Genomic DNA, 26,767 nt, shown 5'->3' on the forward strand with positions numbered 1-26,767 from the left:
AGAAATTCATGTCAGACACTCATATGAGCAAAGCCGCTATTGCTAATACCACCATTGCTAATATTGATATCAGCAAGGATTATGATGAAACACAGGGATCAGATGACGTGCACTATCAGACTTTTGGGCGCATGGCCGCTTTTTTTGGTCGTGATATGCAGGCGCATCGCCATGATGGTTTTTTTCAACTTCATTATCTGGTAACAGGCCGGATAGAATTACAATTAGATGATCTTCGCTACTCCGTACAGGCTCCGCTGTTTATCCTGACTCCTCCTTCCGTTCCTCACGCATTCTTTACGCAAGAAGATACCGACGGTTATGTCCTGACAGTACGCCAGGAGTTGATTACACCATTGCTTAATTCTCTCTACCCTCTCCATCGGGAGTTTATCGATATTCCTGCTATTTGCCTTTCCATCGTGGATAAACCTGATGAATTGGAGACATTCAACCACTATTGGGCACTGATCGGGCGTGAATCTGCCAACCAGTTTGCTGGCCGCGAGCAATCATTGGCCTTTTTAGCGCAATCACTGTTTACCTTCCTATTACGCAGCATCCCCCTTGATGATCACCATTCCGGTGGAGTCAGAGGAGAATTAAAATTATTCCAGCGTTTTAACCAATTGATTGATCAACATTACCGTCAACATCTTACTGTACCGGAATACGCCCAAAAACTGGGCGTCACTGAGTCACGTCTGAAAGATATGTGTCGTCGGTTTGCTAACCGACCACCCAAAAGATTAATCTTTGACCGGCTATTACGGGAAGCGAAACGGTTATTGTTGTTCAGTGACAGTCCTGTATTTGACGTGGCATATCAACTCGGTTTTAAAGATCCCGCTTATTTTACCCGATTTTTTAATCGGTTGGTGGGATGTTCTCCGAGCGTTTGGCGGGAAAAGGGTACACTGGGCACCCCCGCTATCACTGCTATGCCTGCCGTAAAACCTTCCAACTGAACTATACCTATCAAGCTTGCAAACCCGGCATGAAAGAGCAGTTTGTTGATATGGCAATGAATAACTCCGGGCACATGTGTTTGGGGATCGCAGCAGGAAAACGTTGAAAAAACTGCTGGCACTCCTGCCCCCTTTCAGTATCCGATCCTACTGTACAGATGATTATGCCGTTTACGATTGTCTGCCTGAGGAAAAACACCTCACAGGAAAGAAATTTACCCAACGTATTGAGAGAACTCATCTCACCCTCCGTATCCGGATAAAGAGGCTGAATCGAAAAACCATCGGTTATTCTAAATCCGAAGCAATACACGATAAGGTGATAGGAACGTTCATTGAGCGTAACTACTATGTTTCACAAGCAATCTAACTATTGGGTTCATGACCGGGAAAAGGATATACTGCCACTCAGTAATTAATTGCCTTACCAATTTTGAAATGGTAGGCTGAAAATCTCATGCAGCATAATCAAAATATTGATAAAAACAAAACCCCCTCTGAAACCCAATCACTGATAAGAAATTGTTAATTATACCTTTTACAATTTTTTATTCTGGAGAAATATTGCTATGTCATTATCCAGAAATATTTTTTTAGCAAGAAAAGCTATCAATTATGTGAATATTAAAATTGGTATTACTTCTCCAAATCAACTACCAACTCAAACAGTTGAGCAGAAAAAACTGAGCAATGAATTAAATAAGCAATTGTACTCTATAAGAATGTCAACCCACGCAAGGCTCAATGAAGTTTCTAACAACAGGCAAACTTATGACCATAACAGAAAACACATTTTTCTCACCAGTGCTGCCGCCATAGAATACCGACTGGGCAATTGTGGAGAAAAAGCCATCGTCGCATTCTCTTATCTAAAAATGCAAGGAGTAGAACCTCTCGATCTGTTCGATGTCGATATTGATGATCTAGGAAAAGACGGGCATACAATTGTTGTGATTGGCAGGCTCCAGGGAAACACAAAAGAGCCTGATACATGGAACCGAGAAGCTGTAATTTGTGATCCATGGAGTAATTGTGCGTATCCAAGCTATTGCTACGACCAAAATATCCCATTCGACGGTGAATTAATCTTACGTTATCGTCATGGACGCGATATTCCACAATATCGCTTCTGTAATTTATTATAACAACAAAAAACTCATGACTTCCAAAATACAAGCTCGATCACATTTACGCAGTAAACAGCCCAATCTTACCGAAAAGTACCAGCGTATCTCCTGAAAGTCTCTTCAAGTCTTCTCTCTCAATCGCTTCAATCAACCTTATAAAGAAACATAAATTTAACACTTAACCTCCCATTAGGATAACAAATCAGAATAGGAGGTTTTGGAATGATGAGGTAGCCATGAGACCAGAAGATTTGCGGGCCGATCATAAACGCCCATTAACCAGCAAAGAGTACTTGAATTCCCTTCAGGATGGACGGGAAATTTATATCTATGGCGAACGCGTTAAGGATGTCACTACACATCCCGCTTTTCGCAATGCGGCAACCTCTATCGGTCAACTGTATGATGCCCTACATGCCCCAGAAACCCATGATGTACTCTGTTGGGATACGGATACGGGCAGTGGCGGTTATACCCATAAGTTCTTCCGTTTCGCAACCAGCCCCGATGATATCCGCCAACAACGTGATGCTATTGCTGAATGGTCACGCCAGAGTTATGGCTGGATGGGCCGTACTCCTGACTATAAAGCGGCATTTTGCTGTGCGTTAGGTGCTTATCCTGAATTTTACGGACAGTTCGCTGATAACGCTCGTACATGGTATAAGCGTATTCAGGAAAACGCGCTCTATTTCAACCATGCGATAGTTAATCCCCCGATTGATCGTCACAAACCTGCTGATCAGGTTAAAGATGTTTTTATCCAAATAGAAAAAGAGACAGATGCAGGCATTATTGTCAGTGGTGCCAAAGTAGTCGCAACTAACTCGGCATTGACTCACTTTAATTTTATTGGTTTTGGCTCAGCACAAGTCATCGGCGATAACCCTGATTTTGCCCTGATGTTTGTTGCTCCGATGGATTCTGAAGGTGTTAAATTAATTTCCCGTGCTTCCTATGAACTAGTGGCAGGAGCCACAGGTTCACCTTTCGATTACCCCCTTTCCAGCCGATTTGATGAAAATGACGCCATTCTCATAATGGATAAGGTGTTAATCCCATGGGAAAATGTGTTAATCTACCGCGATTTTGATCGTGCTCGTAATTGGGCTGTCCAGAGTGGATTTGCCCGTCTGTTTCCAGTACAAGCCTGTGTACGTCTGGCGGTAAAACTGGACTTTATCACCGGATTACTGCAAAAGAGCCTCGAATGTACTGGAGTGGTGGATTTTCGCGGTGTTCAGGCAGATCTCGGTGAAGTCGTGGCATGGCGCAATCTATTCTGGGCTCTGACCGATGCAATGTGGGCAGAAGCTAAGCCATGGGAAGGTAATGCCTACCTGCCGGATACACAGGCAATACAAACTTACCGCGTTATGGCACCGATGGCTTATACGAAAATTAAGAACATCATTGAAAGTAATGTCACTAGCGGATTAATTTATTTGCCATCCAGCGTGCGGGATATGAACAATCCTGAAATCAATAAATACCTGGAAAAATATGTACGTGGCTCCAATGGTATTGATCATGTGGAACGAATTAAAATTTTGAAATTAATGTGGGATGCCATCGGTAGTGAATTCGGTGGACGTCATGAATTGTACGAAATTAATTATGCCGGCAGTCAGGATGAAATTCGCCTGCAATGTCTGCGTCATGCGTATGGTTCCGGCAATATGAAGAAAATGACGGAGTTAGTGGATCGCTGTCTTTCTGACTATGATGTGAATGGCTGGACAAAACCCCATTTGTACAATAACCACGATATTAATCTATTAGATAAGCTGCTGAAATAAATCAGTAACAGGAGGCTTATTATGTCTTTGAAAAATGAACATCGCTTGCGTTTCAGGGATGCGATGGCAAGCCTTTCCGCTGCGGTGAATATCATTACTACGGATGGCCCGGCAGGGCGCTGCGGTATGACAGCAACAGCAGTCTGCTCTGTGACAGATACGCCTCCAACTCTGATGGTGTGCATTAATCGCAACAGCGCCATGAATCCGGTATTTCAGGGAAACGGTCGGCTGTGTGTCAATATCCTGAATCATGAGCAAGAATTAATGGCCCGCCATTTCGCTGGCATGACCGAAGCCGGTATGGAAGAGCGCTTTAGTTGGGATATCTGGCAAACAGGGATACTGGAGCAACCCATGTTGAAAGGAACACTGGCCAATCTGGAAGGAAGTATTGAACAAGTACAGGAAATTGGTACTCATAATGTTTATCTGGTGGAAATAAAACAGATTATTGTTCGTGAAGAGGGTCATGGGTTAATTTATTTTAAGCGTAGTTTTCACCAGGTTATGAGCAAGACTTTGGCTACCGCGGTTTAAATATCTGTTTGAAATATTATTCTACTGAACATATCTCCTTCGTCTTCTAAAACGCAATTTACAAGACGAAGGGCATACCTTTGTGATGTAAATTGAAACCAATTCAAAGACCTGGACAACACAGAACAATATATTACATTGTCGCAAAAATATGGACTATCAATCACTGGCGGACCGACGCCCACACCTATCAGCAGATACTCTTTCCCGGCGACGATAGTGACATTGTTGCGCATAATATTGATACCGTCCTCACCAGTATGACCAACGTAAAATTTGCTCAGCTATTTCCTCCGTCTTTTTCATCAGCTTGTGCAGTTCCAATACAGAAAGGGCTTCACCACTTTTTTGCCACCATTTCCTTAAGCCGGGCCATAAGGGAAGCATCCATGCTGCCATATTTAGCACGTCATTTATAGAAAAAGGTGTAATTTTTCATAAGAATTGAATCTTCTTTGATACATTAAAATGACAAGAAAATTCTACCTAATGCGTACTCCGATTTTTGGGGAAATTTAGCATTTCCTCTCAAAACAATGTAAATTTTATCCCTGCGCAAATAAACAAAATTATTAATTACATAATAAAAAATCAATATATTGATATTCGTAATGTCATCTTCTTAATACTAATTAATAGGTAGTCATTTTTCGATAAAAAACAACAACAAAGATCAAATAAACAGCAAATTGATTCATTTGCGAACACTCAAACCATTCATGTATTATTTTCGCCATTAATTTAGTGAATATTTCGTCAAATCTGGTATTAATTTTTACATTAGTGTGATCAAACACTGAGAAGATATTGTACTAGTATATTAACCTCCCGCGCTTTCGATCACTCTGAATAAATAAACAAAATCACAACCCGTACAATACATTATGTTATCCATATATTAACAACAGTATGAGCTCTGAATGTATTGTCCACCGGTATGACAACTAACAGAGGCAGTTACTATGAATAAAACCGTTCCAATCGGTTTATGGGATCAACCGAAACCCTTTTTCATGATCTTTTTTGTGGAATTATGGGAAAGATTTGGCTACTACGGCGTTCAAAGCATTCTTGCTGTTTATTTCGTTAAACAACTTGGTTTTTCAGAAGCACAATCATTTATCACCTTCGGTGCGTTTACTGCACTGGTTTACGGCCTGATTTCCATCGGCGGTTATGTTGGCGACCACTTATTAGGAACAAAGCGAACTATCGTTCTGGGTGCCATTGTACTGACGATAGGCTATTTCATGATTGGTCTTTCCATCATGGAACCTGAGCTGATTTTTTATGCACTGGGAGCCGTGGCTGTCGGTAATGGCCTTTTCAAAGCCAACCCCGCCAGCCTACTGGCAAAATGTTACCAGCCCCAAGATCCACGCCTGGATGGTGCATTTACGTTATTCTATATGTCTATTAATCTTGGCTCTCTGGTTTCTCTTTCTCTTGCCCCTGTCATTGCTGATAAATACGGCTACGCCGTCACTTATAATATCTGTGGTATCGGCCTGATTATCGCCTTGTTGGTTTATATCGCTTGCCGCCGTATGGTACATAACATTGGCTCTGAACCAGATCATGCCCCTCTGAACTATGTAACCCTGTTTTTAGTTTTGCTTGGTACAGTGGCTATGATTGGTGTTTGTGCATGGTTATTGCACAATATCAACATTGCCAATATTGTCCTCATAGCGATTTCAGCCGTTGTTGTAATCATTTTCTTCTGGCAGGCATTTAAACAGGACAGGATCGGCCGCAATAAGATGTTTGTGGCATTTATTTTGATGCTTCAAGCTATTGTGTTCTACATCCTGTATAACCAAATGCCGACTTCCCTCAATTTCTTCGCCATCAACAACGTCCATACCCAGATCTTCGGCTTTAATGTTAATCCCATCAGTTTCCAAGCACTGAATCCATTCTGGATCATTGTGGTCAGTCCTATCCTGGCGGTGGTTTACACCCGCTTGGGAGCAAAGGGAAAAGATTTTTCCATGCCAACAAAGTTTACCTTCGGCATGTTCCTGTGCTCTCTCGGTTTCATGACAGCCGCCGCTTCGGGTTTATTTGCCGATGAACAAGGCATGACTTCCCCATGGTTTATTGTATTGGTTTATCTGTTCCAAAGTGTCGGGGAATTGATGATCAGTGCACTGGGACTGGCAATGGTAGCAACATTTGTTCCTAGCTACCTGACAGGATTTATTCTGGGCATGTGGTTCTTATCTCAAGCAGCAGCATCAGTATTAGGAAGTTATGTTGCCACATTCACCGCCGCACCAAAAGGCGTGACCGATCCTCTGCAAACCCTGCCACTTTATATGAGCGTATTTGGAAAAATAGGGATTGCCACTCTTATTGTTGCTGTGATTATGGCTTTCATGGTGCCGTGGCTGAACCGCATTATGAAGGATGGAGCGAAAGCATAACCAATCAATCTGATCCGGGTTAATTAAACAAAATTCCCGCTCGTTGATAATCTAAATAACGAGCGGAAACTAAAAAACTACTTGAATCCATGCCAATCAGTATGGAAATTACAGCACATCAACCGCGTTCAATTCTTTGAAAGCCTGCTCCAGACGAACAGCCATAGAAACCTGGCCAGCACGCAACCAGACGCGTGGATCATAGAATTTCTTATTCGGTTTATCCGCACCTTCCGGGTTACCTAGCTGGCCTTGCAGATAGCCTTCATTTTTCTTGTAGTAGTTCAGAATACCTTCCCAGGTAGCCCATTGAGTATCGGTATCAATATTCATTTTCACTACGCCATAGCTGACAGCTTCCTGAATCTCTTCTGCGGTAGAGCCGGAACCACCGTGGAAGACAAAATCCAGACTGTTGTGTGGCAGGTTGAATTTCTCAGAAACGTAGTCTTGAGAATTGCGCAGGATTTTTGGTGTCAGTTTAACGTTACCTGGTTTATATACGCCGTGGACGTTACCAAAAGATGCCGCGATGGTAAAACGTGGACTGATAGCACTCAGTTTCTCATAAGCATAAGCCACATCTTCCGGTTGAGTATACAGGGAAGAGCTGTCGAGATGGCTGTTGTCAACACCATCCTCTTCACCACCAGTACAACCCAGTTCAATTTCCAGCGTCATGTCGATTTTTGCCATACGTGCCAGATATTGGCTACAAATTTCGATATTTTCTTCCAGAGATTCCTCTGACAGATCAATCATGTGGGAAGAGAACAATGGTTTACCAGTCTGAGCATAATGCTTTTCACCAGCATCCAACAGACCATCAATCCACGGCAGTAATTTACGTGCACAATGGTCAGTATGCAGGATCACTGGCACACCATAATGTTCTGCCATCTGATGTACATGGTAAGCACCAGAAATTGCCCCCAGAATTGCGGCTTGCTGCCCTTCAAGTTTTAAACCCTTACCTGCTAAAAATGATGCACCACCGTTGGAAAACTGGATGATTACCGGAGCACGTACTTTTGCCGCTGTTTCCAGCACTGCGTTGATAGAGTCAGTACCGACACAGTTCACTGCCGGCAGAGCAAAGTTATGTTCTTTTGCGATAGCAAAGACTTTTTGAACATCATCACCCGTGATGACACCCGGTTTTACGAAATCAAAAATTTTAGACATGTTACGTGGTCCTGTATTGATATTGAACAGGCAGTATTCACTGCCTGTTATCACAACTTATTTACTGTTAGCACGTTCTTCCAGCATCACAACGGCTGGTAGTTTTTTGCCTTCAACAAACTCAAGGAAAGCACCACCACCGGTAGAGATGTAAGATATTTTGTCAGCAATTTCAAACAGATCAATTGCTGCTAAAGTATCGCCACCACCTGCAATCGAGAAAGCATCGCTCTTTGCAATCGCATGGGCAACAATTTCGGTTCCTTTACGGAAATTAGGGAATTCAAAAACACCAACCGGGCCATTCCACAGAATAGTTTTAGCGCTTTTCAGGATTTCAGCCAGACGTTCTGCAGATGCATCGCCCAAATCAAGGATTTGCTCGTCGTCTTTAATTTCACTGGTGGATTTCAATATAGCTTCGGCAGTTTCAGAGAATTCTGTCGCAACACGAACATCAGTAGGTACTGGAATATCACAGCTTTCCAGCAGTTTTTTCGCTTCAGGGATCAAGTCATCTTCGTACAAGGAGCGACCTACATTGTGGCCTTCTGCGGCAACAAAGGTATTGGCAATTCCGCCACCGACGATAAGCTGATCAGCAATTTTGGACAGTGAATCAAGAACAGTCAGTTTAGTTGAAACTTTGGAACCTCCGACAATCGCCACCATTGGACGAGCCGGGTTGTGCAGTGCTTTACCCAAAGCTTCCAGTTCGCCAGATAATAATGGGCCAGCACAGGCAATCGGTGCAAATTTAGCAACACCGTGAGTTGACGCCTGAGCACGATGTGCTGTACCAAAGGCATCCATTACATATACATCACACAATGCTGCATACTGTTTCGATAACGTTTCGTCGTCTTTTTTCTCACCTTTGTTGAAGCGAACGTTTTCCAGAACAACCAATTCGCCTTCTGCCACTTCAACACCATTCAGATAATCTTTTTCCAGACGAACAGGAGAAGAAAGTGCACCTTTCAGGTAATCAACGACGGGTTGCAGTGAGAACTCTTCGTTGTATTCTCCCTCAGTCGGGCGTCCCAGGTGAGAAGTAACCATGACTTTGGCTCCCTGATTCAACGCAGCCTCAATCGTCGGCAAAGACGCACGGATACGTGCATCAGAAGTCACTTTGCCATCTTTTACAGGCACATTCAGATCAGCACGGATCAGAACACGTTTACCCGTCAGATCTAAATCAGTCATCTTAATTACAGACATGGTGAATCCTCTCATTGATTCTCTATAAAATTACTCAATCTTCTGTTGTGATTACATGAAACCTTTAGAGGCCATTACCAGGGTTGTATCAAGCATACGATTGGCAAAGCCCCACTCATTATCACACCATACAAGCGTTTTGATCAGATGATTTCCACTCACTCTGGTTTGTGTACCATCCACAATAGCACTGTGAGGATCGTGGTTAAAATCCGTTGAGACCAACGGTAAATCAGTGAAATCCACTATACCACGAAACGAACTCATCGCTGATTCTTGCAGTAGTTGGTTTACTTCACTGACATTAACGGCAGCATTGACTGTCACACTTAAATCAATCGCTGTTACATTGATGGTAGGTACTCGTACAGAAATAGCTTCAAACCGATCACTGAATTTGGGAAAGATACGTGTGATCCCCGCAGCGAGTTTTGTATCGACTGGAATAATCGACTGGCTGGACGCACGGGTTCGACGTAAATCACAGTGATAAGCATCAATGACTGGTTGATCATTCATGGATGCGTGAATTGTTGTCACCGTGCCCGATTCAATGTTAAACGCATCATCCAGCACCTTAATGATCGGGATAATACAATTTGTTGTACAAGATGCATTAGAAACAATACGATCTTCGGCAACCAATGAATCATGATTTACACCATATACCACCGTTGCATCCAGATCATTGCCTCCCGGATGGGAAAACAGAACTTTTTTGGCACCACTAGTGAGATGAGCTTCTCCATCCACTCGTTCACCATACTTTCCCGTACAATCGAGTACAATATCAATACCCAGTTCTTTCCACGGCAAATCCGAGATATCTGGTTGATGAAACAGCCGTATACTGTCATCTCCTACGTACAATACTTCATTGTTCAGGCGCACATCCCATGCAAAACGCCCATGACTGGAATCGTATTTTAACAAGTGGGCGATACCTTTTGCATCAGCCAGCTCATTGATAGCGATAACCGCAATTTCAGCCCGACGCCCGGTTTCGTAGAGAGCACGCAGAACACTGCGCCCTATTCTCCCAAAACCGTTAATCGCTACCCTGATGGTCATGTTACCCCCTGAATTTCTCTATGGTCACGCAACGGCTTAGAATAACTGAGCAACTGCAAATTGTACGGATGATTCATCATAAAATTAATCAGATTGTGACAGACAAGACATTTTACCTGCGATAACTGAAACGGTTCAGCTAATTATAAGGGAAGACTACGAGAAATAGAGAATAATGGCAAGGGTCATGAATAGCATAATGAAAAAATTTTGATGAAAAAAGAGCGCATTAGCTCAAGATTTGATGCTAATGCGCTTCTTCCCCTTTCATCTTTCAGCAAGCAGGTTTTATTAGCCGCTTTCTAAAATCTATTCTGTTAAAACCTATCCAGTTTCTAAAACCTATCCAGGGTAGGGTTTGCTTGTTATTTCAGTAATGCGGTTGCTTTGGCAACGACATTCTCAACAGTGAAACCAAATTCTTTGAACAGAGCATCAGCAGGAGCAGATTCACCAAAGGTATCCATTCCCACGATAGCACCATTAATACCAACGTATTTAAACCAGTAATCAGAAATACCCGCTTCAATCGCAACACGGGCAGAAACCGCAGCAGGGAGCACCGCTTCACGATATGCCGCATCCTGTTTGTCAAATACATCAGTAGATGGCATAGAAACTACGCGAACTTTACGACCTTCTGCACTCAATTGTTCAGCGGCTTTTACTGCCAGCTCAACTTCAGAACCCGTCGCAATCAGGATTAATTCAGGCTGACCTGCGCAATCTTTCAGGATATAAGCACCTTTTTCGATATCCGCCAGTTGCTCAGTAGTACGTTCTTGTTGTGCCAGATTCTGACGGGAGAAAATCAGAGAAGTTGGGCCATTTTTACGTTCAATCGCATATTTCCACGCTACCGCAGATTCTACCTGGTCACATGGACGCCATGTACTCATATTTGGCGTTACACGCAGGCTGGCAATTTGCTCAACGGGCTGATGAGTCGGGCCATCTTCACCCAAGCCAATAGAATCGTGGGTATAAACGAAGATGCTACGGATCTTCATCAGTGCAGCCATACGTACTGCGTTACGGGCATATTCAACAAACATCAGGAACGTCGCACCATAAGGCACAAAACCACCATGCAGAGCAATACCGTTCATGATGGCAGACATACCAAACTCACGAACACCATAGTGAATGTAGTTACCATCCTGAACTTCGTTCAGAGGCTTGGAGCCAGACCACATAGTCAAGTTACTTGGCGCCAGATCAGCAGAGCCGCCCATGAATTCAGGCAGAACTTTACCAAATGCTTCCAGAGCATTTTGTGATGCTTTACGGCTGGCAATAGAAGCTGGATTCTGTTGCAGATTTTCAATAAATGCTTTGGATTCAGCTTCCCAATTTGCAGGCAATTCACCACGGGTACGACGGCGGAATTCTGTGGCTAGTTCCGGGTAGGCTTCAGCATAAGCGGCAAATTTTACATCCCAATCGCTTTCTTTAGCTTCACCGGCTTCTTTTGCATCCCATTCTGCATAAATATCCTGAGGAATTTCAAAAGCAGGATACTCCCAAGCCAGAGCCTTACGGGTCGCTTCAATTTCAGCGTCACCCAGTGGAGCACCGTGACACTCTTCTTTGCCTGCTTTGTTTGGTGAGCCAAAACCGATAATAGTTTTGCACATTAACAGAGATGGTTTGCCAGTTTCTTTACGGGCTTCTTCGATAGCAGACTGAATTACAACAGAATCATGACCATCTACGCCACGAATAACATGCCAGCCATAGGATTCAAAACGTGCAGCGGTGTCATCAGTGAACCAACCTTCAACTTCACCATCAATGGAGATGCCGTTGTCATCATAGAAAGCGATCAATTTGCCTAGCTTCAATGTACCCGCCAGAGAACAAACTTCATGGGAGATCCCTTCCATCATACAACCATCACCCATGAATACATAAGTGTAGTGATCGACAATATCATGGCCCGGACGGTTAAACTGCGCTGCCAATGTGCGTTCCGCAATCGCAAAACCAACTGCGTTGGCAATACCTTGTCCCAGTGGACCAGTTGTCGTTTCTACGCCCGGAGTATAACCATATTCTGGATGACCAGGGGTTTTAGAATGCAGTTGACGGAAATTTTTCAGATCGTCGATAGAAACATCGTAACCAGTCAGATGCAGCAAGCTGTAAATCAGCATAGAACCATGACCATTGGATAATACGAAGCGGTCACGATCAGCCCAGTCAGGATTGGCAGGGTTATGGTTCAAATAGTCGCGCCATAGCACTTCAGCAATGTCAGCCATTCCCATCGGTGCACCAGGATGCCCTGATTTTGCTTTCTGCACAGCATCCATGCTCAAGAAGCGGATAGCATTAGCAAGGGTTTTACGAGTGGTCATTCTTTACTCCAAGTCGGATAAAAGCGTTAGTGAACTAGAACTAATTTTCGCAGCGCAGCATACAAACCGCAATCATTAATACCAATAAACGAAAACTATCTTAATTTCCACTCGACATCCATTCTTTGATTTACCCCGCTGTTTTGACGTATTTTCAAGCGAATTTGCATAATCAGAGGTGAGTTTGCGCAAATAAGAGAACGTTTCATATCGTGATTTGCGCAATAAAAAATGTTTTAGATGCGATGCTCAATAGGTTAATTAAGGCCGAAAGCATGTGTTTATTGATTTAGATAATAACTTGATTTAGATAACAACTTGATTCAAAGAAGAGGTTGAGTTAAAGAACGATAAATGTCGTAATTTTCATCATCAAAACAAACAAGATTCACTTGTAATATATTTTGATTGATAGAAAGATTTGAATGAATTGTTTCCAAAGCGATTTTTGCCGCCATTTTCTTTGGGAAACGGTAAATGCCTGTACTGATATTGGGAAAAGAGATGGTTGCAATATTGTATTGTTTAATAATCTCAAAACAGCTCAAATAAGCCTTTCTCAGTAGTTCCGGCTCATCATGCATTCCTCCATTCCAGCGAGGGCCTACAGTGTGGATCACATAGTTAGCAGGTAAATTCCCGGCTCCGGTGATCACCGCATCACCAACTTCACAACCACCTTGCCTTGCCCTGATCTGCATACACTCTTCCAGAATAGATTTTCCACCAGCACGGTGAATGGCTCCATCAACACCGCCACCACCTAGCAAAGAACTGTTAGCGGCATTAACAATCGCCTGAACTGCAATTGTGGTGATATCACCCTGAATTATATTGATTCTGTTACTGTTCATTTTGTCATCTCCTCCCATCATTTTCTTATATCCAGAATAAATTGACTTGTATAGTATTTAATCATTACTTATCCCAGAGTTAATAATAAATGACAAAATCCAACCTTACACTAAGTTCAATATCAGTCCAAAACATCATGCTATTGCATTCCATCAATGCCAAACGTGATGAACTTATTAACTTACTGCATAACTGCGTCGAAAATGATGCTTCCATCGGTTTTATTAATAGCCTGTTAAAACCGCTGGCCGCCAAAGCCGCCACCATTGAGGGCACTAATCCCTCTCTGGCTATCGTCGATGAGTACCATTTGCACCCCGATAACGCGGTTTACTCTGCCCTTGAGCTGGGGATGGGTGCCCGTCCCGAAGGTATCCTGTTTGCCATTACCACAGCAGGCAGTAACGTGATATCCGCCTGTAAGCAGCACTATGATTATTGCTGTCAGATATTGGATGGTGAAGAACAAAATGAATCACTGTTTGCCCTGATCTACGAACTGGACGACGAGAACGAGATTGATGATGAGGCACTCTGGATAAAGGCTAACCCTAATCTAGATGTTTCCGTAGACAGTGCCGCACTGCATGACACTATCCAAAAAGCGCGGGGCATTCCCTCACAATGGACAGAAATGTTAACCAAACGCTTTAATATCTGGTGTCAGGGAGAAACACCGTGGATGGGTGACGGGGCTTGGAAAGCCTGCCAGACAGACTATGATGAAAACGACCTCAAAGGCTTGGAATGTTACGCCGGGCTGGATTTATCTTCAACAGGGGATATCACCAGCCTCTGTTACACGTTTCCCGTGGACAATGAGTTATTATTGCTGACCCGCCATTACTTACCGGAAGCCCAGCTACAGAATCCGGCCAACAAGAATCGGGCAATCTATCGCCAATGGGTACAGGCAGGCTGGATACGTACCACCACAGGCGATTGTATTGATTATGATCGTATCCGTGATGATATTCTCAAAGACAGCCAGCGCTTTGATATCAAGCTGGTGGGCTTCGATACATGGAACGCACACACTTACGTACCCAATTACAGGGCGCAGGGCTGGATGTTGAGCCGTTCCCGCAAACCTATATGCGTTTTAGCCCCGTGGCGAAATCTGCTGAGGTGTTCGTTAACCGTAAAATCATTCGTCACAACGGCGATCCGGTACTCGCGTGGGCGATGTCTAACGTGGTGATGGAAACAGACGCGAACGCTAATATCGAGCCGAATAAGAAGAAATCCGCCAACAAGATAGATCCCGCAATTGCATTTCTGGTTACATTTTTTGCTCAAAGTAGAGATCCAAACATCCTATTCCCTGACACTGTCTGGAAATATATTGGCGAAAATAAAACTATTAGGCTAGGAGCTTTAGATGGTTCCGACATTTTATCAATAGGAGGAAATGACACTATCACATTGAAAGCTTCACAACTCCCTCCTCATAATCACTCATTTTCAGCTATAACAGATTCATTTGATTACGGGATAAAATCAACCAGTGTCGCAGGTGATCATAAGCATGCTACGGCATTATCATATGATCAAAGTCAAGAACCTGTATGGGGAGGATATATTCAAAAAGGAGTGGTAATTCGTGGCGCTACCTACAAATACAATGAAAAAGTTGCATATACAGATAATCAAGGTAAACACACTCATTCTGTAAATATTGGTAGCCATCACCATACTGTTTCAGGAACAACATCAAGTTCTGGTAACAGAGAAATAATAGATATCACCAATGGTTATATCATGTTGATGGGGTGGTATAGATTAGAATAAAGAACTTTTGCATTAGCTGGAGCTGGATAGCTAATTTTTTGAAGCATTTCATTGGGGCGATTTTTCATGCCCCTTCTGTTATTTTCTCCCCCAAAATAACTCTTCCGCCTTCTGTATCGGTATTAGGGATAATTCGCTCTGTCCTTACTTCATCTGTAGTTGTGGTGTTAAACGAAGATCAACAGTAACACAGTTAATGGAATATAACGCAAAAAGTTAAGCGTTCATACTGATTCGCTTATTGAACCAGATAAACCAATCAGTTAAAGTAGTTCCGCCACTAGCAAAATCTAGAGGCCAAGGATTATCACCCTTGTAAGAACGATCCACTGGTAGGAAGTTTCTGCCAGTGTGTCTGCTATCGCCCTTTCAATGGCGGTTCAGGCAGGGGAGGCTTACGCCTCGCCGGACGATCGTTCCCGGTTGTGATAACCCTGTCTGAATCGCCACCATCAATTATTAATTAATGGAAAGGGGTAGCAGGAATGAATAACGTTAGAAATGACTGGCATCAAGCTGATATCATCGCTGCATTACGTAAACGCGGTACAACCTTAGCGGCTGTTTCTCGTGAAGCGGGTCTCAGTTCATCTACACTGGCAAATACTCTCAGCCGTCCGTGGCCTAAAGGCGAATGGATAATTGCTAACTATCTCGAAATACATCCCTCTAAAATCTGGCCGAGTCGCTATTTTGATTCGTATGGTCGATTGATTGAGCGCAAGGTGCGGGATAAATCATAAAAACAGCCAATCCTTTGCCTAAAAATCCCGGGAAGATAGCCACAGCAGGGTATCTTCTCACTGACAGGGCATTGTATCCTGTGACCTTAATAGTTCCCGACGAAGTGCAGCACAACCTTTCACAAGGTCAGAACGCTTAGTTTACTGACCTGGCTTTATTGATCACAAATTCACTTTCATTCTTTCTTTCCTTTCACATTGTTTTTATCTTATGCTTTGTTTATAGGTTTATTCAGTGTTCTATGTATAAACAATTATATAAACAAACAAGAGAAAACTCGTTAAAAAATGAGGATTATTTATTCAATATCAATCGGTTGTGTTTAAATTTCGAGTATAGACTATATATAATTACTCAAGGTTGTTTTCATGGCGTATACTGGTGCGCTATTTCGTTCTTGTTTAGTGGATTGATGTGGTACATGGCTGGAAGAAAACCAACTAACAACAGTATGGCTGAACCAAAAGATCGCCAAGTGGAAGGGCTGAAACTTCCACCACACTCTTTGGAAGCAGAACAATCCGTGTTGGGCGGTTTGATGCTGGATAATGAACGTTGGGATAACGTATCCGAACGTGTCACCAGTAATGATTTTTTCAGTCGCCCACACCGGCGTATTTTTGCTGAAATGCAGCGTTTGCTTGAAACAGGCAAACCTATCGACTTGATTACATTATCAGAATCCTTGGAGCAAAATGGGGAGCTGGATAATGTCGGTGGTTTTGCTTATCTGGCAGAATTGTCAAAAAATACCCCAAGTGCAGCGAACATTAACGCTTATGCGGATATTGTCCGTGAACGTGCAGTTGTTCGTGATATGATCGCCGTTGCTAATGAAATTGCAGATGCGGGATATGATCCACAAGGGCGTACCAGTGAAGAATTATTAGATCTGGCGGAATCAAAGGTCTTCCAGATCGCAGAAAATAGAGCGAATAAAGACGAAGGCCCGAAAGGAATTGAGCAGATCCTGGAAGAAACGGTTGAACGAATTGAACAATTGTATCAACGTCCGCATGATGGTGTGACAGGAGTTTCTACCGGTTATCAAGATTTGGATAAGAAAACTGCTGGCTTGCAAAAATCTGACTTAATCATTGTCGCCGCACGTCCTTCAATGGGTAAAACCACTTTTGCGATGAACTTGTGTGAAAATGCGGCGATGATGCAGGATAAACCTGTTTTGATTTTTAGTCTGGAGATGCCCGGCAATCAGATCATGATGCGTATGTTGGCGTCTCTTTCCCGTGTAGATCAAACACGTATTCGTACTGGTCAGCTTGATGATGAGGACTGGGCGCGTATTTCCAGCACCATGGGGATTTTGCTGGAAAAACGCAATATGTATATTGATGATTCATCCGGTTTGACCCCTACTGAAGTGCGCTCCCGGGCAAGAAGAGTTTTCCGCGAAAATGGTGGACTCAGCCTGATTATGATCGACTACCTGCAATTGATGCGGGTGCCTTCCCTATCTGACAACCGTACCTTGGAAATTGCTGAAATATCTCGATCACTCAAAGCATTGGCGAAAGAACTCCAAGTACCCGTTGTTGCATTATCCCAGCTTAACCGTAGTCTGGAGCAGCGAGCTGATAAAAAACCCGTTAACTCAGACCTGCGTGAATCAGGCTCTATTGAACAGGATGCTGACTTAATCATGTTCATTTATCGTGATGAGGTATATCACGATAATAGTGAACTGAAAGGTGTAGCAGAAATTATCATTGGTAAACAGCGTAATGGCCCTATTGGTACAGTGAGGCTAACGTTTAATGGTCAATGGTCACGGTTTGATAATTATGCAGGGCCAAGCTACAGCGATGAATAAGTAGTAATGAATAGCGTCTTATTGAAAACTTACTGACTGGAAGAGAATAAAAAGGGGATAAAATGAAAGCGGCAACTGCTGTTATCGACCGCCGCGCTCTGCGACATAACCTGCAACAGGTCAGGGCGAAAGCCCCGAACAGTAAATTGATTGCAGTTGTGAAAGCAAACGCCTATGGACATGGTTTATTGGAAACTGCGTATACAATGGAAGATGCTGATTGTTTTGGCGTTGCACGAATAGGGGAAGCATTAGCACTGCGCAGTAACGGGATTATCAAACCAATCCTGCTTCTGGAGGGTTTTTTAGGGGCGTCAGACCTCCCTGTTTTAGTTGTCAATCATATTGAAACCGTGGTGCACAACATCGAACAACTTGAAGCTCTGGAACAGGCTGATTTATCTCATCCAATTAAGGTGTGGATGAAGTTGGATACAGGGATGCATCGTCTTGGCGTTCGTTTAGATGAAGCAGAATATTTTTATCAACGCTTGAGTCGCTGTCATAACGTCGCACAGCCCGTTAATATGATCACCCACTTTAGTCGTGCTGATGAACCACTGGTGGATACAACTCCCCTGCAAATTGAACATTTTATGTCATTTATTGCGGGCAAAGCTGGTGAAAAATCGATTTCAGCTTCGGGAGGAATTTTGTTGTGGCCACAGGTACATCTGGATTGGGTTCGCCCTGGTATCATGATGTATGGTGTATCACCGATGGCAGATAAGACTGCGGCTGATTTCAACTTAATGCCAGCGATGACATTGAAATCTAGCTTAATTGCTGTACGCAAACACAATTCAGGTGAAGCGGTGGGTTACGGCGGTACTTGGGTTAGTGAACGCGATACATATTTAGGCGTTGTAGCAATCGGATATGGTGATGGCTATCCCCGCAGTGCCCCATCAGGCACCCCCATCTTTGTTAATGGACGTGAAGTTCCTCTTGTTGGCCGGGTTTCCATGGATATGATTACGGTGGATTTGGGGCCTGATTGTCAGGATAAAGTGGGAGATGAAGTTATCCTCTGGGGTACAGTCCTACCTGCTGAAAGAATTGCAGAATATACAGGGATTAGTGCTTATGAACTGATCACAAAACTAACCTCACGTGTTGCGATGGAATATCTGGACGAATAATCGGGTTAATTTATATTGTCTGTTATTGCGTTTTTATGTCACTGTTTTTATATCATTGTTTTTATACAACAGTTTTTATGCTAACTAAGTAGCAGGGGGTATAACATCGTGTTCCAGAATGTTGATGCTTACGCAGGTGATCCTATACTTTCGTTATTGGAAATGTTTAAGAAAGACACCCGCTTAGAAAAAATTAATCTGAGCGTTGGGTTGTATTACGACAAGCAGGGTATCACACCTCAATTGCAGGCTGTTGCAACCGCAGAAGAACAAATGAAAGCTTTACCACAGTCTGCGTCTCTTTATCTCCCCATGGAAGGTTTGCTTGGTTATCGACTGGCAATTCAAGAATTACTGTTCGGTAAAGATCATCCGTTATTGCAGCAAAATCGTATTGCAACGATTCAAGCCGTTGGAGGCTCAGGTGCACTAAAAGTTGGTGCTGACTTTTTGCATCGTTATTTCCCTGATTCTGAAGTATGGTGTAGTGATCCGACATGGGAAAACCATGCTTCAATTTTCTCTGGAGCAGGGCTCAAAGTAAATTATTACCCTTACTTTGATGATAAAACCAAAGGGGTAAGATTTGATGAAATGCTGGCAACTTTTCGGCAATTGCCAGCAAAAAGCATTATTCTGATGCACCCTTGTTGTCATAACCCAACTGGCTCTGATCTTACTAATGAACAATGGGATCAGGTAGTTCAGATTGCCAAAGAGCAGGCATTGATCCCATTCCTTGATATCGCTTATCAGGGACTTGCTGATGGAATGGAAGAGGATGCTTACGCGATTCGGGCAATGGCAAATGCAGAATTACCTTGTTTGATTAGTAATTCGTTTTCAAAAATCTTCTCCCTGTATGGTGAGCGTGTTGGTGGATTGTCTGTTATTTGCGATGATGCCAAAACAAGTGAATGTGTTTTGGGGCAATTGAAAGCCAGTGTACGTAGGATTTATTCCAGCCCACCGAATTTTGGTGCTCAGGTTGTAACAAGAGTCTTAGTTGAGCCGTTACTAAAAGCGCAATGGTTGAAAGAAGTTGAGCAGATGCGATTACGCATTCTGGAAATGCGTACGGTATTGGTTAGCGCATTGAAAAATGTGTTGCCAGAGAAAAACTTTGATCACTTGCTGAAACAACGCGGTATGTTTAGCTATACTGGCTTTAGCCCTGAACAGGTTAATCACCTGCGTAGAGAATTTGGAGTCTATTTGATTGGTTCTGGCCGGGTTTGTATGGCCGGCGTGAACCATCATAACGTACAGCGTGTTGCAGAAGCATTTGCGGCAGTGAGTCAGTAATTTTTATTCCCTGAATATTTGGGGAATTGATGAAGATAATCACTACAGCCCTTTGTTCTGGTATTAGGCAAAGGGTTTCTTTTCTTCTACAGATATCTCTATTTAAGATAAAAATAAAAGATTTTTATCGGTTATTTCATGATAGTAATTTACTCGCTATGTTAATTTACAACCGTTTTCTATATAGTAAGCACAGATACATCAAGTGATTATATGTGAAATCTTGCTTCTCCCACCTTTATATTAAATAGCAAAAATGCTTAAACTAATTTTTTAATTTCAAAATATAAATTAAATAGGAATAAAGAAAATGTAATACCAACTTCTTGAACTCTTTCATCAATTATTGAGGTAAATATTAATTTGTAAAGGTGTAACACACTTTTATTGGGATGATTTTAAAAGAGCTAAAGCATGATGGGTATGCAATCAAGAAAGTATGGTAGAACTTTTCATTATCCGTTCTCACCAGGAACAACCAGTGATGATCGTATTAATCATGATTGGTGGCAGAATATACAGAACATTAATCAATTTATTCACACAGAAAAATTAGATGGTGAAAATAACTGTCTGAACCAATATGGTGTATTTGCCCGTTCTCATGCTGCACCGACACAATCAGCATGGACGCAGCAGATCCGCCAACGTTGGCAATTAATTAAAGGTGATTTGGGTGATATCGAGATTTTTGGTGAGAATCTGTATGCCATTCACTCCATCGAATATCGTCATCTTGAAGAATATTTCTTTGTCTTTGCTGTGCGTATTAAAGATATGTGGCTCAGTTGGGAAGAGGTGAAATTTTATGCTACCTTATTTGATTTTCCTACTACGCCAGAAATTGCCATTCCTGAAACACGAGCTGAATCAGCGTTCATTAAAAATATTATTCAAACCGCAAAGCAGGAAAGTCGCTTTTCTTCATGGGATACACAAACAAAACAACGTTGTTCAATGGAAGGCATTGTCAGCCGTGATGCAGGTGAGTACTCAGTTATTGATTTCCCACATCATGTTTTTAAGTTTGTGCGCAAAAACCATGTTAAAACGGATATTCATTGGAAACATCATTGGCAACGAGCACCTCTTTACTTTGAATACCATTCGGCTGGAGAGAGAAAATGAGTTGGATATTCAGTAAAAATAAGTCATGGGATTATCTATCTAAAACGTTTTCTTTCATTGCTGATATGGAGGGAGTTCAGCAAGATCCCATTCACCACGCTGAAGGTGATGTTGCCATTCATACTCAAATGGTACTGGCAGCATTGGAACAGTTGTCTGAGTATCAAACATTGGAGAAAGAAGAACAGGAAATACTCTGGACGTCTGCTTTATTACATGACGTGGAAAAGCGAAGTACTACGCGGATGGATTTAGATAAACGAATCGTTTCTCCCGGTCATGCCCGTAAAGGTGAGCTGACTGTCAGACAGATTTTTTTTCAGCAAATTCCTGCACCATTTGCGATACGTGAACAAATTGCTGCTCTGGTGCGTTTTCACGGATTACCACTATGGCTGATGGAAAAATCTGAACCACAGAAAATCCTGTTGGCGGCGTCATTACGTGTTGATACCTATTTATTGGCTTTATTGGCGAGAGCCGATGTCTTAGGGCGCAAATGTCATGATGCACAGGAATTACTGGAACGCATCGAATTGTTCGAACTTTATTGCCGTGAACAAAACTGTTGGCGCAATGCTCGAAAATTTTCTTCACCAGAAGCTCGTTTTTATTATTTTTCCACGGAAAGTAAACAGCCGGATTATCAACCTTATGATGATTATGATAGTCAGGTAATTTTATTATGTGGATTACCTGGCATGGGAAAAGATCATTTTATCCAGCAGTATTACCCAGATTGGTTTGTCATTAGCTTGGATGCAATTCGCCGTCATTACCAAATAAGCCCGGAAGACAAAAATGCCAATGGCTGGGTTGTACAACGGGCAAAACAGCAGGCCAGAGAGCAATTGCGTAATCGGCAGGATTTTGTCTGGAATGCTACCAATCTTACCGCTCAAATGCGCCAGCAACTTATTAAGCTATTTGTCAGTTATAACGCTAAAGTTAAGATTGTTTATATTGAACAGGACCATAAACGATGGCAACAACAAAACAATAATCGCGAATATGTTGTACCGGATAAAGTGATGGATCGGATGCTATCTAAGCTAGAAGTTCCGACGCTTGAAGAAGCACATGAGGTGTATTATTTCATAAATGATTCAATGAATTATGAACATTGAATTTCCTTCCGAATGGTTTTGCAGGGGAAAGAGAAGGCTGTAGAGTGTATCAGCCTTCTTTCTTCTACCAAGATAACTAAATGTTATTATTGTAATAGCTTATAAAACGTTGGGTTATCGTCACACTGTCCACTGCCACATTCCAGCACAGTAGAGACCAGATTAGCGGTGATTAAGATCGCGAACAATCCCATAACAAGTTTGCCGAGTATGTGTGGTGAATATTTTGCCGGATCATGATTACCTGCTTTCAGGGGCATGATGGCAGCAATAGCAATAATGGTAAGAATAGATAAGATTGCAGCCCACGTATAGAAGTGCAAGCCAAAGAAAGTGGAGCCATACCCTGCATCTCCCGGCAGGATATGCAAAGAAACCTGACGCATAGCAATAAAGCCAGTTACGATACAGCCCAGTAAGGAAAAGCTGTAGTGAGCATTTTTAACACCAAAATAGATATTAAACAGAAAACCAAAGCCGATCATAATGATGCCTGCACGTTGCAACAGACATAGCGGGCAGGGAAGTTCAAAACGTGCTAGTTGATAATAAAATGCCACGATTAGAATGACACAAATGCCGAATAAACCGAGTATATTCAATGTAATGGCAGGACTAAGGTTGCGAGATGCTGACATAGTATTATTCATTACGGCCTCCGGTTAGAAAGAAAGATTCAGTGCATCAGTGGCATGATATTTAAACCAAAATACCGTGATGATTAATAAGACAACCCAAAGAGTATAGGTCAGTTTTTTCTTGCCAGTAATAACAGTGGCAACCATAACTAACGCAATTAAAAATGGTAAAAACATATACATATTTGATCTCCATTATAAATTAACAAAATATATAATATCATTATGAAATTAACTTGCCTATAATATGAACATAGCATCTTTAAAGGCTCAGCAATAATATTAGAACAACAATATCAGACTGATCTAAATAGGATCATTTCGTTGATTATTACAGTCGGAAAGGTGTTTGTTGCATTAAAAAATATTAGAATAATTTAATAAAAAAAAGCCTCTCCAATCGGAAAGGCTTATTGCTGATTATGATTGATGAAATAGCATTAATTTTTATTGAGTATCTGCTTAAGAAAACGTGCTGTATGGGATTTTTCACATTTCACCACATCTTCTGGCGTTCCTGCCACTAATATCTCTCCACCACCACTACCACCTTCTGGGCCAAGATCAACAATCCAGTCCGCTGTCTTGATAACATCCAGATTGTGTTCAATCACTACAATGGTATTTCCCTGATCCCGCAATTGATGTAGAACTGACAACAGTTGTTGGATATCAGCAAAATGTAATCCAGTGGTTGGTTCATCAAGAATATAAAGTGTTTGACCTGTACCACGTTTCGATAACTCGCGTGCCAGTTTGACTCGTTGTGCTTCTCCACCGGAGAGTGTAGTGGCAGACTGTCCAAGACGAATGTAAGAAAGGCCAACATCCATTAACGTTTGCAATTTACGGGCAAGGGCAGGTACTGCATCAAAAAAGCTACGGGCTTCTTCAATGTTCATATTCAGCACTTCATTGATATTCTTGCCTTTATATTTGATTTCCAACGTTTCGCGGTTATAGCGCTTTCCTTTACACTGATCACAGGGAACATAAATATCAGGCAGGAAGTGCATTTCCACCTTAATTACCCCGTCCCCCTGACAGGCTTCACAGCGTCCACCCTTAACATTGAAACTAAAACGACCCGGTGTATAACCACGCGTACGGGATTCAGGGACGCCAGCAAACAGTTCTCTCACTGGTGTAAAGACGCCGGTATAAGTGGCGGGATTCGAGCGAGGAGTTCTGCCGATCGGGCTTTGGTCAATATCAATGACCTTATCAAAATGCTCCAGACCTTGAATATCTACATAAGAGGCAGGATTAATATTGGTTGCGCCATTTAACTGGCGTTGTGCGATTGGGAATAACGTATCGTTGATTAATGTCGATTTACCGGAGCCTGAAACTCCCGTGATACATGTGAACAAGCCGACAGGTAGTTTTAATGTCACTTTTTTCAGGTTATTGCCCTTCGCACCAATTAACTTCAACATCTTGCTAGGATCAACAGCGATTCGTTGTTCCGGGATAGCGATCTCACGCTCACCACTTAGGAACTTCCCTGTGAGAGATGTTTGGCTTGCCATGATGTCATCAATAGTTCCTTCGGCAACAACTTTACCGCCATGAACACCCGCTCCGGGTCCAATATCAATAATATGATCAGCGGCGCGAATAGCATCTTCATCATGTTCAACAACAATAACGGTATTACCTAAATTACGCAGATGCAGTAAGGTTTCCAGCAAACGTTCATTATCACGCTGATGGAGACCAATGGAAGGCTCATCCAGAACATACATCACGCCAACCAAACCTGCACCAATTTGGCTTGCTAACCGGATACGTTGGGCTTCACCACCGGAAAGGGTTTCTGCTGAACGGGAAAGTGTCAGGTAATTTAAACCAACATTAACCAGAAATTTTAGACGATCACGGATCTCTTTCAGAACTTTTTCAGCAATTTTAGCTCGTTGTCCGCTCAATTTGATGTTTTGGAAAAACTCCATCGCATGACCGATGCTGAAATCAGAAATCTGTGGCAGTGTGGTATTTTCGATAAAAACAAAACGCGCTTCTTTGCGCAGGCGGGTTCCTTCACACGAAATACAGGAACGATTACTAATATATTTGGCTAATTCTTCCCGTACAGCGGAAGATTCTGTTTCTTTATAGCGGCGTTCCATATTATGCAGAACACCTTCGAATGGGTGATTACGGACAGTTGCATCCCCACGATCATTGGTATATTTGAATTCGATAGATTCCTTACCTGAGCCATACAGAATTACTTTTTTAATGGCAGGACTTAATTCATCAAATGGTGTTTCTATATCGAATTTATAATGGACTGCCAGAGATTTTAGCATCTGGAAGTAATAGAAATTACGGCGATCCCATCCACGAATAGCACCACCTGCGAGTGAAATATTGCTATTTTGCACTACCCGGTCAGGATCGAAAAACTGCTGGACACCCAAACCATCACAAGTAGAACAGGCACCTGCCGGGTTGTTGAAGGAAAATAAGCGTGGTTCCAACTCGCTCATGCTGTAACCACACATTGGGCAGGCAAAATTGGCCGAGAAGATCAACTCTTCAGCCTGATCATCATCCATATTGGCAACGACAGCCGTACCACCTGAAAGCTCTAAAGCGGTTTCGAAAGATTCGGCCAGACGCTGAGCCAGATCCGGGCGTACTTTGAAACGGTCGATGACAACTTCAATCGTATGTTTTTTCTGCAACTCTAATTTAGGTGGATCGGAGAGGTCACACACTTCACCATCAATACGGGCGCGGATATAACCTTGTGTCGCCAGATTCTCCAACAGTTTGGAATGCTCTCCTTTACGCTCTTTGACTACCGGGGCCAATAACATCAGACGTTGCCCTTCCGGTAATGTAAGAACGTTATCTACCATCTGACTAATAGTTTGTGCAGCCAGTGGAATATCGTGTTCGGGACAGCGAGGTTCGCCGACACGGGCAAACAGCAGACGGAGATAATCGTGAATTTCTGTGATTGTTCCGACGGTTGAACGCGGGTTATGAGAAGTTGATTTCTGTTCAATGGAAATGGCGGGAGACAGGCCTTCAATGTGGTCGACATCCGGTTTTTCCATCAGTGATAAAAACTGGCGGGCATATGCAGAGAGTGATTCTACATAGCGACGCTGGCCTTCTGCATACAGTGTATCGAAAGCCAGAGAAGACTTACCGGAGCCAGACAACCCCGTAATGACTATCAGTTTGTCACGGGGAATTATCAGATTGATATTTTTGAGATTATGGGTGCGGGCACCCCGAACTTCGATGTTATCCATTTACCATTACCCAGATTATTTATCGTGTTCAACTAAAAAACGCATTATTATTGCACAAATTTTGCTGAATGAATATACAGTATTAACAGAGATTCATGCTGTAATAATTACTGTGTATATCAAGCGTTTTCAGTTGTTGTATAGCCAGTAAGGGGTAGCTAAAGAGTACAACATGAAAGATAAGGGATATAAAGTACGATGCGCTTCGCAAAGTATAATATGACGGCTTTT

Annotated in this window: 20 protein-coding genes and 2 pseudogenes; 13 read left to right on the top strand and 9 right to left on the bottom strand. The window is 42.6% G+C overall.

All coding sequences use genetic code 11. The annotated features are described in order from the left end of the window. The first annotated feature begins 8 nt into the window (after positions 1-8). From hpaA to hpaC, 5 genes and pseudogenes are all read left to right on the top strand, one after another. On the top strand, positions 9-968 hold the full coding sequence (hpaA, locus tag AAC852_RS12615) for a 4-hydroxyphenylacetate catabolism regulatory protein HpaA (RefSeq protein ID WP_422824297.1): 960 nt from the start codon (positions 9-11) through the stop codon (positions 966-968). Next, positions 884-1,338 (top strand): annotated as a pseudogene (locus AAC852_RS12620) (IS1 family transposase). The gene hpaA and the pseudogene AAC852_RS12620 overlap by 85 nt, the downstream one beginning before the upstream one ends. 199 nt (positions 1,339-1,537) lie before the next feature. After that, positions 1,538-2,113: a hypothetical protein gene (locus AAC852_RS12625; protein ID WP_340621336.1), complete on the top strand. Its 576-nt coding sequence runs from the start codon at positions 1,538-1,540 to the stop codon at positions 2,111-2,113. A gap of 218 nt (positions 2,114-2,331) precedes the next feature. After that, positions 2,332-3,894, top strand: coding sequence for a 4-hydroxyphenylacetate 3-monooxygenase, oxygenase component (gene hpaB, locus AAC852_RS12630; RefSeq protein WP_340621337.1), 1,563 nt, complete (start codon positions 2,332-2,334; stop codon positions 3,892-3,894). A 21-nt stretch (positions 3,895-3,915) separates the two neighbouring features. Then, positions 3,916-4,434: a 4-hydroxyphenylacetate 3-monooxygenase, reductase component gene (gene hpaC / locus AAC852_RS12635; protein ID WP_340621338.1), complete on the top strand. Its 519-nt coding sequence runs from the start codon at positions 3,916-3,918 to the stop codon at positions 4,432-4,434. Positions 4,435-4,686: 252 nt separating this feature from the next. On the opposite strand, the gene AAC852_RS12640 is transcribed toward hpaC, so the two are convergent. Beyond that, on the bottom strand, positions 4,687-4,833 hold the full coding sequence (locus AAC852_RS12640) for a hypothetical protein (protein WP_340621486.1): 147 nt from the start codon (positions 4,831-4,833) through the stop codon (positions 4,687-4,689). Between the two features lie 563 nt (positions 4,834-5,396). Here AAC852_RS12640 and dtpB point away from each other — a divergent pair. Beyond that, positions 5,397-6,863 (top strand): dipeptide/tripeptide permease DtpB, encoded by a 1,467-nt coding sequence (dtpB, locus tag AAC852_RS12645; protein ID WP_340621339.1) that lies wholly within the window; start codon positions 5,397-5,399, stop codon positions 6,861-6,863. Between the two features lie 108 nt (positions 6,864-6,971). Here dtpB and fbaA read toward each other — a convergent pair whose 3' ends face one another. From fbaA to AAC852_RS12670, 5 genes are all read right to left on the bottom strand, one after another. After that, a complete protein-coding gene (fbaA, locus tag AAC852_RS12650) occupies positions 6,972-8,048 on the bottom strand; it encodes a class II fructose-bisphosphate aldolase (RefSeq protein ID WP_340621340.1) in 1,077 nt (358 codons plus the stop codon). Between the two features lie 57 nt (positions 8,049-8,105). Beyond that, positions 8,106-9,272 (bottom strand): phosphoglycerate kinase, encoded by a 1,167-nt coding sequence (gene pgk / locus AAC852_RS12655; RefSeq protein ID WP_340621341.1) that lies wholly within the window; start codon positions 9,270-9,272, stop codon positions 8,106-8,108. Positions 9,273-9,323: 51 nt separating this feature from the next. After that, positions 9,324-10,343 (bottom strand): erythrose-4-phosphate dehydrogenase, encoded by a 1,020-nt coding sequence (gene epd / locus AAC852_RS12660; protein WP_340621342.1) that lies wholly within the window; start codon positions 10,341-10,343, stop codon positions 9,324-9,326. A gap of 365 nt (positions 10,344-10,708) precedes the next feature. After that, positions 10,709-12,703, bottom strand: coding sequence for a transketolase (tkt, locus tag AAC852_RS12665; protein ID WP_340621343.1), 1,995 nt, complete (start codon positions 12,701-12,703; stop codon positions 10,709-10,711). A gap of 323 nt (positions 12,704-13,026) precedes the next feature. Then, positions 13,027-13,557 carry an O-acetyl-ADP-ribose deacetylase gene (locus tag AAC852_RS12670; protein WP_340621344.1) on the bottom strand — a complete coding sequence of 177 codons (531 nt, stop codon included), beginning with the start codon at positions 13,555-13,557 and terminating at the stop codon, positions 13,027-13,029. A gap of 227 nt (positions 13,558-13,784) precedes the next feature. On the opposite strand from AAC852_RS12670, the pseudogene AAC852_RS12675 reads away from it, so the two are divergent. From AAC852_RS12675 to AAC852_RS12705, 7 genes and pseudogenes are all read left to right on the top strand, one after another. Then, positions 13,785-14,848, top strand: a pseudogene (locus AAC852_RS12675) (terminase large subunit); the annotation flags it as partial. Positions 14,849-15,834: 986 nt separating this feature from the next. After that, a complete protein-coding gene (locus AAC852_RS12680; protein WP_340621345.1) occupies positions 15,835-16,092 on the top strand; it encodes a helix-turn-helix domain-containing protein in 258 nt (85 codons plus the stop codon). Between the two features lie 422 nt (positions 16,093-16,514). After that, positions 16,515-17,924 (top strand): replicative DNA helicase, encoded by a 1,410-nt coding sequence (gene dnaB / locus AAC852_RS12685; protein ID WP_340621346.1) that lies wholly within the window; start codon positions 16,515-16,517, stop codon positions 17,922-17,924. Positions 17,925-17,986: 62 nt separating this feature from the next. Next, entirely contained in the window at positions 17,987-19,066 is a 1,080-nt protein-coding gene (alr, locus tag AAC852_RS12690; protein WP_340621347.1) for an alanine racemase, read from the top strand. A gap of 108 nt (positions 19,067-19,174) precedes the next feature. Further along, positions 19,175-20,371, top strand: coding sequence for an amino acid aminotransferase (locus AAC852_RS12695; protein WP_340621348.1), 1,197 nt, complete (start codon positions 19,175-19,177; stop codon positions 20,369-20,371). A 417-nt stretch (positions 20,372-20,788) separates the two neighbouring features. After that, positions 20,789-21,499: an RNA ligase family protein gene (locus tag AAC852_RS12700; RefSeq protein WP_340621476.1), complete on the top strand. Its 711-nt coding sequence runs from the start codon at positions 20,789-20,791 to the stop codon at positions 21,497-21,499. Continuing rightward, on the top strand, positions 21,496-22,626 hold the full coding sequence (locus AAC852_RS12705; RefSeq protein ID WP_340621349.1) for an AAA family ATPase: 1,131 nt from the start codon (positions 21,496-21,498) through the stop codon (positions 22,624-22,626). Before AAC852_RS12700 ends, AAC852_RS12705 begins: the two co-directional genes overlap by 4 nt. Before the next feature lie 86 nt (positions 22,627-22,712). Here AAC852_RS12705 and AAC852_RS12710 read toward each other — a convergent pair whose 3' ends face one another. The 3 genes from AAC852_RS12710 to uvrA form a co-directional block, all read right to left on the bottom strand. Then, positions 22,713-23,276, bottom strand: a complete 564-nt coding sequence (locus AAC852_RS12710; protein WP_340621350.1) for a disulfide bond formation protein B — start codon at positions 23,274-23,276, stop codon at positions 22,713-22,715. A 12-nt stretch (positions 23,277-23,288) separates the two neighbouring features. Then, on the bottom strand, positions 23,289-23,447 hold the full coding sequence (locus AAC852_RS12715) for a DUF5993 family protein (protein ID WP_340621351.1): 159 nt from the start codon (positions 23,445-23,447) through the stop codon (positions 23,289-23,291). Positions 23,448-23,704: 257 nt separating this feature from the next. Then, positions 23,705-26,536, bottom strand: a complete 2,832-nt coding sequence (gene uvrA / locus AAC852_RS12720; protein WP_340621352.1) for an excinuclease ABC subunit UvrA — start codon at positions 26,534-26,536, stop codon at positions 23,705-23,707. Positions 26,537-26,767: the final 231 nt, after the last annotated feature.

The organism is Xenorhabdus siamensis (assembly GCF_037996745.1).
Classification (GTDB): domain Bacteria; phylum Pseudomonadota; class Gammaproteobacteria; order Enterobacterales; family Enterobacteriaceae; genus Xenorhabdus; species Xenorhabdus indica.

Coding starts and splice junctions, on each gene's coding strand:
- AAC852_RS12700 (WP_340621476.1), top strand. CDS start 20,789: ATGGGTATGCAATCAAGAAAGTATGGTAGAACTTTTCATTATCCGTTC.
- hpaA (WP_422824297.1), top strand. CDS start 9: ATGTCAGACACTCATATGAGCAAAGCCGCTATTGCTAATACCACCATT.
- fbaA (WP_340621340.1), bottom strand. CDS start 8,048: ATGTCTAAAATTTTTGATTTCGTAAAACCGGGTGTCATCACGGGTGAT.
- uvrA (WP_340621352.1), bottom strand. CDS start 26,536: ATGGATAACATCGAAGTTCGGGGTGCCCGCACCCATAATCTCAAAAAT.
- AAC852_RS12705 (WP_340621349.1), top strand. CDS start 21,496: ATGAGTTGGATATTCAGTAAAAATAAGTCATGGGATTATCTATCTAAA.
- hpaB (WP_340621337.1), top strand. CDS start 2,332: ATGAGACCAGAAGATTTGCGGGCCGATCATAAACGCCCATTAACCAGC.
- tkt (WP_340621343.1), bottom strand. CDS start 12,703: ATGACCACTCGTAAAACCCTTGCTAATGCTATCCGCTTCTTGAGCATG.
- AAC852_RS12670 (WP_340621344.1), bottom strand. CDS start 13,557: ATGAACAGTAACAGAATCAATATAATTCAGGGTGATATCACCACAATT.
- epd (WP_340621342.1), bottom strand. CDS start 10,343: ATGACCATCAGGGTAGCGATTAACGGTTTTGGGAGAATAGGGCGCAGT.
- dnaB (WP_340621346.1), top strand. CDS start 16,515: ATGGCTGGAAGAAAACCAACTAACAACAGTATGGCTGAACCAAAAGAT.
- AAC852_RS12715 (WP_340621351.1), bottom strand. CDS start 23,447: ATGTATATGTTTTTACCATTTTTAATTGCGTTAGTTATGGTTGCCACT.
- AAC852_RS12680 (WP_340621345.1), top strand. CDS start 15,835: ATGAATAACGTTAGAAATGACTGGCATCAAGCTGATATCATCGCTGCA.
- AAC852_RS12640 (WP_340621486.1), bottom strand. CDS start 4,833: ATGGCAGCATGGATGCTTCCCTTATGGCCCGGCTTAAGGAAATGGTGG.
- alr (WP_340621347.1), top strand. CDS start 17,987: ATGAAAGCGGCAACTGCTGTTATCGACCGCCGCGCTCTGCGACATAAC.
- pgk (WP_340621341.1), bottom strand. CDS start 9,272: ATGTCTGTAATTAAGATGACTGATTTAGATCTGACGGGTAAACGTGTT.
- dtpB (WP_340621339.1), top strand. CDS start 5,397: ATGAATAAAACCGTTCCAATCGGTTTATGGGATCAACCGAAACCCTTT.
- AAC852_RS12710 (WP_340621350.1), bottom strand. CDS start 23,276: ATGAATAATACTATGTCAGCATCTCGCAACCTTAGTCCTGCCATTACA.
- AAC852_RS12625 (WP_340621336.1), top strand. CDS start 1,538: ATGTCATTATCCAGAAATATTTTTTTAGCAAGAAAAGCTATCAATTAT.
- hpaC (WP_340621338.1), top strand. CDS start 3,916: ATGTCTTTGAAAAATGAACATCGCTTGCGTTTCAGGGATGCGATGGCA.